Genomic DNA, 7,487 nt, shown 5'->3' on the forward strand with positions numbered 1-7,487 from the left:
AAGTAGTCCTCCACGGTGAGCTGATCGCTGACGGCGTACTTCATGACGAGGTGGTTGCCCTTGCGCTCAAGCGCTGTCACTGCGGTGGACGCCACGCCGTCGAAGATAACCACATCGACATTGCCAGCGGTGGTGTCGTAATCATCGATGACATCGACGCCCGAGCCGGCTGCAAGCTTGTAGGTGTCGTTGCCGCTGCCGCCCTTGAGTGTGTCGTTGCCGATGCCGCCGTCCAGTGTGTCCGCATCGGCGCCGCCTTCCAGGGTGTCGTTGCCTGCACCGCCGATGAGGATGTCGTTGCCGGCATCGCCTTTGAGCGTGTCATTGCCAGCCCCACCCTGCAACACGTCATTCCCCTCTCCCCCATAGACGCTGTCGTTCCCCGACCCCGCATTCACAAAGTCATTCCCAGCGCCAGCGCTGATGCTCTCATCCGCCGCACCCCCCAGAAAAATATCGTTGTTGGCCGTGCCGGCTTGCGTACCAGACAGCACATAGCCCAACGCAGAAATCTCCGAGCGCAACGCAGACCCGTCTGGCACCGCATCCATCCACACGCCGAACAACTCCAGCCCATTGAAACCCACCGCCTGAAGCGTCTTGTCCGCGTACCGGTTCAGCTCCACCAGATCGAACAAGGCTTCGCGCTCATTGCTTTGCTTCTTCCTGGCCAGCATCGCCGAAAGCGCACTGGTGTCGAACCCAATTTCCTTCTCACCAATCGTCAGACTGATGCTGTCCAGATACGGCTTCAGCCGCGTCTGCAACACCAGCGCGCCATAGATGCTCTGCTTCAGCGCCTCATAGCTTTGCTGCAACAGCGCCAACTGGTTCGCGGGCGGATTGATGGTGTAGCCCTGCCGCACGACGATTGCTGCGCCTTGGGTCGACGCCTCCGTGCTCGTCGCAAAACCGGCGACCACTCGCATGGTCTGCGTGGAGTCGGGCTTCTCGTAGAAGCGCTCGCCGTTGAACACTTCCAGCACGCCGATGAGGTTGCGAAACTGTTCCTGCGTTGTGCCCGCAGGCGCCGTGATGCTCAGGTTGACCTTGTCCTTGCCGCCAAGGTTGTCCTCGATGCTGCTCCAGAAGTCGCTGCTCTTGGCCCAGTTGGTGATCAGGTTGTCGATGAGCGCCATTTGCGTGTCGCGCGTGGTGGCCGAACTGAAGGCGGTGAGCGCCGTGGCCAGCCCCGTATTCAGACTCACGGCCTGTGCCAGATCTCGCACCCTGCCGGAGCCCTGCATGGTGGGCAGCGCCTTGGCGATGGCGGTCAACGCAACGCGGTCGGTGAATTCGCGGTGAAAGTTGCTCACCTGAAGATCGATGGCGCCGGCCGTCAGCGTGGTTTGACCATTGCGCGTGAAGCTGGCGCTGTGCGCCACAAAGTTGCCGTTGACCGTCGTTCCGGCCTGGCTGCCGCCGGTGGTGTTGGTGCTGCTGCCGACCGTGCCGATTCGGCTGATGCCCAGCGCGTCGAGCGTGAACAGTTCGCCCGTATCGGAAACGCCGTCCTGGTCGAGGTCGCGCCAAACTTTGACCTGGTTCCAGGCTGCATCGGCTTTGGTGAAATTGCCGTCTGAATTGCTGTCGATGTCTGCCAAGGCGTCGAATGCGTTGATCGCCTTTGCGCCATTGCGCTTGACGGTGTCTATGCCGAAAAGCTCTCGCCCGGAGGTGATGGCGCCGTCGCCGTTGAGGTCGCGCACCAGGATGCCGTCATCGGAATTGATCCAGCCGGTCCCGGTTTTGATGCCGTCTGCGTTGTGGTCAAAAAGAATTGCGCCGGAGGCTGCTTTTAGTTCAAGGCCGTCGCCATCCAGATCCAGCATCAATGGGTCGACGGCTTGGCGCGAATTCTTGGCGTCCCGGTAACACATATTGGTGGCGTCAGCGATGGTGGGCTTAACCACCCCATCCGAGGCGTCCTGAGCCAAGGGCGGAGGTGCCGGGCGCTCCCATTGAAATCTCTCTATGGGGTCGGGAAGATTAGGTAAAGGTTTCTTGTCGAAAATTGTTTTCGCGTTGTGAGCGCGGCTAAGCTCCATTGAGTCTTCGAAAGTTCGAGATTGATTTTTTTCCAGCTCCTTGATTCGCTCAGCAAGTGCCGTTGCCATTATTCGATCAGCATCATTTCTGATCCAATCAGATATGTCCTTTCTTCCTGCTGCTAATGCATCATCGGCATTTGCATAGCGCCAGTCATGATCTCTTGCTGCTGCATCGGTAGCGTTAATCGGCTTGAGAAAAAAATCGCCTCGCTCACCCGGACTTACGATTTCTCCCCCGGTGTAGTTCGGGCCGTAATAATTTCCATATCGGATCGGAAAATTCGAGCCGACATGCTTGTTCATTTCTACTGGAGTTCCCATTTGCCATCCCTTTCAGAAAAAACAATATCGAGTCTGCATTCGTTCTCGGCATAACTGGCTGAATAAATACTTCGCAATCCATTTCTTCCAGGAATCTGCGCATGAAAAATTACATGGCTTCCATTGTCGGAGATCTTCAACTCTCTCATCTCAAACCATTGGCCAGGTACCGTGCAAGTCTGTAGTCCTTTTGTGATTTCAATGACTGTGAGATAACCTGATTTGGTACCGCTCAATTTGTCTATTGAACACTGCAGCGGAACGGAATTGCTGCAATTTATTTCCCATACATTCGGCGAGCTTGCAAATTTTTCAGCTGTCGGCGGAACCTTTCCTGCTAATCCAAGAAAAGATCTTGGACTGGTCCAGTTCATAACATACAGAGAATCTTCCGTTAAATTCAATCTGGAAGAAAAGCGATCAGGAACGGCAAACAAGACTTTTTGTGTCATACCCTGCTGTCGAACCCAAACTCCCTGAGTTGGAATTTTTTCTAGTGCCTGAAAATAAGCATAGTCATCCGGTCCTATTTCTTTGGGCATCCAGATATCTCTGCCTTCCCGGTATATCAACTCTCGTTGACCTGTTTCGATGTTCAGCCGGTTCAAGGTCGTGATATTTTGATCTCGCGATACCTCCAATAAGTTCTCGTCATTGGAGGAAAAGCCTAAGTATCGAAGATTTTTGTTGACCGGACCGAAAGGCTTTGAAACGAATTTTTCGTTTCTCCGATCAACCATGAATGCCATCGGATTTTCACTTTTCAGACCGTATGTAATTAATATCTTGTCGCCAGAAGGTGAAATGGACAGCTTCGTGTTCTTCAAAACATATTGATCATCGATTGCTTGTTGGGCGTAGGTGGAAGTAGAAAGACAAACAGCCGCCAGGATGAAAAATCCCTGAGCAACACCCTTCGCTCTTGCGCCGCCATTTTTTTCGTTGGTCTGCTCGGTGAAATTCTTTAGATTGGCAAAAGAAGAATTCATTGCGGCGATTAGAAATTTTAGATACGTCATGATTAATCTTGCAATTTTTTTACCGAGGATTCCCGCAGTGACTCGATAGTCCGGCCAAGATTCTGATCGTCGCTTTGTCAGCTGAGCAGCCCCGAACCTCGCCTGAAGCAGTCAATGCTAGTGGACGATTTTTATAAATCAATAGGACAGATGTCCCGGTCGCTTCAGAAGCGTAATTTATTGCATTGTTTTGTGCGTGCCCAAGCTACACATTTCTCTGTCGGCATAATTGGGCTGATGGTAATTTCCATACAGATTCGGTGAGTTCCGATGTGCTGATTCGTTGTTGCTGAAGTTCCCATTTTTCATCCTTTTCTAAAAAGACAACTTCTAGCCTGCATTCTTTTTCCGCATAGCTGGCTAAATAAACACCTCGCAAACCGTTAGAGCCAGACCTTTTTGCGTGGAAAATTACATGGTTGCCGTTTTCGGAAATTTGCAACTCTCGCAAGCCAAACCATTGGCCTGGTGCTGCGCAAACCTGAAGACCTTTTGTTATTTCTACCGTTGAAAGATATCTTGATTCAGCAGGCATTAAATTTTTAATCACACATTGCAATGGGTTTGAGTTGGAGCAAGATATTTCCCAAACCCTTGAAGAATTTGCAAATTTTTAAGCCTCGGCAGGAACTGCTCCAGTGAGCGCGAAGAAAGACCTTGGATTGGTCCAGTTCATTAAATACAAAGACTCGCCTGTCCAGTTCATGGTGGAGGACAATCGATCAGGGACGGGAAACAATGTTTTTCGAACTCCGTTTTGCTGACGAACCCAAATTCCTTGCGTCGGAATTTGTTTCGTCGCCTGAAAATAAACATAGTCGTTCAGTCCGATTTCCCGCGGCATCCATATGTCTTGCGGATCTTTGTATATCGTTTCTTTTTCGCCTGTGTCGATGTTCAGTCGAGCCAAAGTAGTGATGCTTTCTTCGCGCGATACCTCCAATAAATTCTGTTCATTGGAGGCGAAACCAAGATGGCGAAGAGTTCTATCAAAAGGTGCCAAAGGCTTTGAAACGAACTTCCCGTTCTCCCGTTGCACCACGATGGAAGTCGGTTTTTCGCTTTTAAGTCCGTATGTAATTAAAATTTTCTTGCCGGAAGGGGAGATAGATAACTTTGTGTTTTGTAAAACATACTGATCGTTGACTACTTGTTGAGAGTAGGCGGAAGTAGAAAGAAAAACAGACGCCAGTGCTAGAAGCCCTTGAGCAAAACTGTTCACTCGTCCGTCGACATGTTTTTCGTTGGGCTGCACGGCGAAATTTTTTGAATTGGAAAAGGAGCAGTTCAATGCAGCAATTAGAAATTTAAGGTACTTCACGATTAATTTTGCAATTTGTTTACCCAATATTCCCGCAGTGACTTGATAGCCCGGGCAAGATTCTGATCGGCCGCTTCGTCGGCATGGAGCAGCCCCGAATCTCGCTTGAAGCAGGCAATGCTAGTAGACGATTTTCATAAATCAATAGGACATATGTCCCGGTCGCTTCAGAATCGTAATTTATTGCATTCTTTTATGTGCACCACAAGCGGCCTAGGGGACGCCCTAAATCAAATTGCGATCATTTGCCTTGCGGTCTGTCTAGATATGATCAGATCATTTCGAATTTTTTTTTCCGCAGCCCCGAACGCACGGTCTTCCCACGAGCAAGCAGAGCTTGGAATTACATCGCGCAGCCCGTCCCTAGTGATGCCAGCAATGCTAATGAGCGATTCCGGCAAAGCGATAGGACATACGTCCCGGTTACTTCAGAATCATCATCAGCTGCGTTCTTTTATGCACGCCCATTTGGGCGTACACGTCGACCAAATGGTTCCGAATGGTCTTTTCGGAAACACCCAATGCCCGCCCAATCTGTTTGTCATCAAGCCCAGTTGCGACATGCCTGACAATTTCTTTTTGACGAAAGCTCAAGCAGGCGGTTTTTTCGTTCGCGTTATTCGAAGAGCATGCGCAATAAGCGATGAACCGCTCGTTCAGCACCGGGGTCATCAGCTCCAAAGCTTCAAGGTGCCAATTGGAAAGAGGGCCTTCAATTCCGCTGAAGCTGAAGTAGGTGCCGGCGTTTGCTCTTACGTTCAGCACCCCGTGTGCAGCTACGTTCTGCAGGGAGAAAGCATGAATCTCTTCAAGTTCAAACTTGCTGGCGTAGTGGGGCGGCGCGCCGGGGTCGATGTAAAACGGGCGCCTCTCCGCAAACCACCATCGAAGGGAGCCTCTGCAATCGAGCTCGAACTTTCTTGCGAGTTGGCAGACGTACCTCTCCTCGTGCCCGGTTGTCAGCATATGGGTAATGTTCATTTCACCGGCCACAAGCTCGCCGTGCGTCAAGATCAATCCCCGATGGGGGAAAAATTCTTTAAGAGGACCTGTCAGCCATGACAAAAGCTCGGCTGAAGTTCTGGGTTGGCGTCTTACGACGGAAGCCCAGCAACGAAAGTTGGAGTCTGTGAGAGATTTCATCTGTCACTCATTCCAGTGGGCCATCTGATCAGTCGGCGGTTGAAATTGTCCTCCGCTCATGAGGTGCCCAGTGCAAGAATAATCGCGAGAAAGATGCCCGCTATTACAAGGAACCCAGCCATGATGTAGGCCTGGTCGCTTCTTCTTTTTTCCAGGCCAAAGACCTCCAGAAAAAAATAAAAGACAACGCCTACGCCGTAGCAGACAAAATTCAAAACGAGATCAGCAATCATTGGCGGCTGTTTTTATGAGGTTCATTCTTTTATCCGGCGGTTGCCTCTCTTGCTGTCGGCTAAGCAGAAGGGCACCCATCGTCGGCCACAGCCCAACTTAGTTCCATGCGATGCCGAGCTTGCAGCTCGATTTCAAACTGAAAGACTTTCGCAAACGGTGTGGTTTTGCAATGAATTATCAGAACCTTGCTCGGCTTGAGCCGCACCACTTCGTCCACCACGGGCGTCGCAAGCTCAGATTTGATATTGCCGGTTTGATAGGCCGTGGGCGTAATGTGAACTTCTACGGGCTTGAAGGCGAAGCATCCGGCAAGAGCCAATGCCGCCAGCGCAACTGAGCAGGAAATGAATTTCATGGTTTTGCAAAAATAGCTGTTGGTAGCGATCGGGTTGCGGGTAATCCTGGTGACTTGCATGGTTCAGTTCCAATCCATTCAATAGACAAGCATCACAAACCTGCCGTCGCGGCGTAGAACAACTGAATTTCTGTACGCATAGTCATCGCGGTTTTCAGCAAAAAACTCAAGTCGTATCAAATTGCCCTCGATCACTGCATGGCTGTAGGAGTCTTGCTCCGACACAAGATGAATGGCAAATTGCTGATCTATTCCAACGCGGACAAACGGAACTTCGTTGTCTTGAGTGCCAAATCTGAAGTTCTTCTCATCAATGTAGGCTGATTGAATGAAGATTTTCTTTGTATTTTTTGCCTTTACTTCTATTTGTTCTCCTTCTTTTAATTGCACTGCGGCTTTCAGAATCTGGTGCCTGAATTCGATGGCTTCCGCATTGGAGATTCGAGTCCAGATAATCGATGCCGGAAAATAAGCGACGGCAGTAAAAAGAATGATCAGAAATAATTTTTTCATTTGAAACTCTTCGGATATATAAAGTCGTCGGCCGGCGCCAGAAAAGGCTGAATTCCGAATCACCTCTCCCTCAAACTCTCCCCCGCAGCCCTCTGCACCGGGCTCAGCAAAAACTCGATAACTCGCCGCTTCCCCGTCTTTATTTCCGCAGTCAAATTCATCCCCGGGCTCAGCTTGATCGGCCTGCCGTCCACATCAATCGTTGTCGAATTCAAATTCAGCGTCACCGCAAACACAGCCCCGCGTTTCTCGTCATTCACCGCATCCGCCGTCACCGTTTTCACGGTCGCGTTCACCGTGCCGTAGCGCGTGTACGGAAAGGTCTCCAACTTGATCGCGGCCTCCTGCATCGGGCGCACGAAGCCGATGTCCTTGTTGTCCAGCGTCACCTCGGCGGTCACCTGCGCGCCGTCGGGCACGATCACCATCAGCGGCTGGGCCTGCGTGACCACGCCGCCTTCGGTGTGCGCGGCCAGTTGCTGCACGGTGCCCGCCACCGGCGCCTTCAAGGTGGTGAGGCGTTCGCGCTG

Annotated in this window: 8 protein-coding genes and 1 pseudogene; all 9 read right to left on the reverse strand. The window is 51.2% G+C overall.

All coding sequences use genetic code 11. The features are described from left to right. Positions 1 to 2,354: pseudogene (locus VLK31_RS35985) on the reverse strand (hypothetical protein); the annotation flags it as partial. Between the two features lie 2 nt (positions 2,355 to 2,356). Beyond that, positions 2,357 to 3,361, reverse strand: a complete 1,005-nt coding sequence (locus VLK31_RS35990; protein WP_409173285.1) for a hypothetical protein — start codon at positions 3,359 to 3,361, stop codon at positions 2,357 to 2,359. 235 nt (positions 3,362 to 3,596) lie between these two features. Then, on the reverse strand, positions 3,597 to 3,926 hold the full coding sequence (locus VLK31_RS35995) for a hypothetical protein (RefSeq protein ID WP_409173286.1): 330 nt from the start codon (positions 3,924 to 3,926) through the stop codon (positions 3,597 to 3,599). Between the two features lie 78 nt (positions 3,927 to 4,004). Further along, positions 4,005 to 4,646 (reverse strand): hypothetical protein, encoded by a 642-nt coding sequence (locus tag VLK31_RS36000; RefSeq protein WP_409173287.1) that lies wholly within the window; start codon positions 4,644 to 4,646, stop codon positions 4,005 to 4,007. 489 nt (positions 4,647 to 5,135) lie between these two features. After that, the gene (locus VLK31_RS36005; RefSeq protein WP_409173288.1) at positions 5,136 to 5,855 is read right to left on the reverse strand and encodes a response regulator transcription factor; all 720 of its coding nucleotides are present in this window, start codon (positions 5,853 to 5,855) and stop codon (positions 5,136 to 5,138) included. Between the two features lie 56 nt (positions 5,856 to 5,911). Continuing rightward, on the reverse strand, positions 5,912 to 6,088 hold the full coding sequence (locus tag VLK31_RS36010) for a hypothetical protein (RefSeq protein WP_409173289.1): 177 nt from the start codon (positions 6,086 to 6,088) through the stop codon (positions 5,912 to 5,914). Between the two features lie 59 nt (positions 6,089 to 6,147). After that, on the reverse strand, positions 6,148 to 6,504 hold the full coding sequence (locus VLK31_RS36015; protein ID WP_409173290.1) for a hypothetical protein: 357 nt from the start codon (positions 6,502 to 6,504) through the stop codon (positions 6,148 to 6,150). Between the two features lie 18 nt (positions 6,505 to 6,522). Further along, positions 6,523 to 6,957 (reverse strand): hypothetical protein, encoded by a 435-nt coding sequence (locus VLK31_RS36020; protein ID WP_409173291.1) that lies wholly within the window; start codon positions 6,955 to 6,957, stop codon positions 6,523 to 6,525. Between the two features lie 59 nt (positions 6,958 to 7,016). Continuing rightward, positions 7,017 to 7,487 (reverse strand): HlyD family efflux transporter periplasmic adaptor subunit (locus VLK31_RS36025; protein ID WP_409173292.1); only part of this gene is annotated, 471 nt, incomplete at its 5' end.

The organism is Variovorax sp. H27-G14, from assembly GCF_046156345.1.
GTDB lineage: Bacteria > Pseudomonadota > Gammaproteobacteria > Burkholderiales > Burkholderiaceae_C > Variovorax.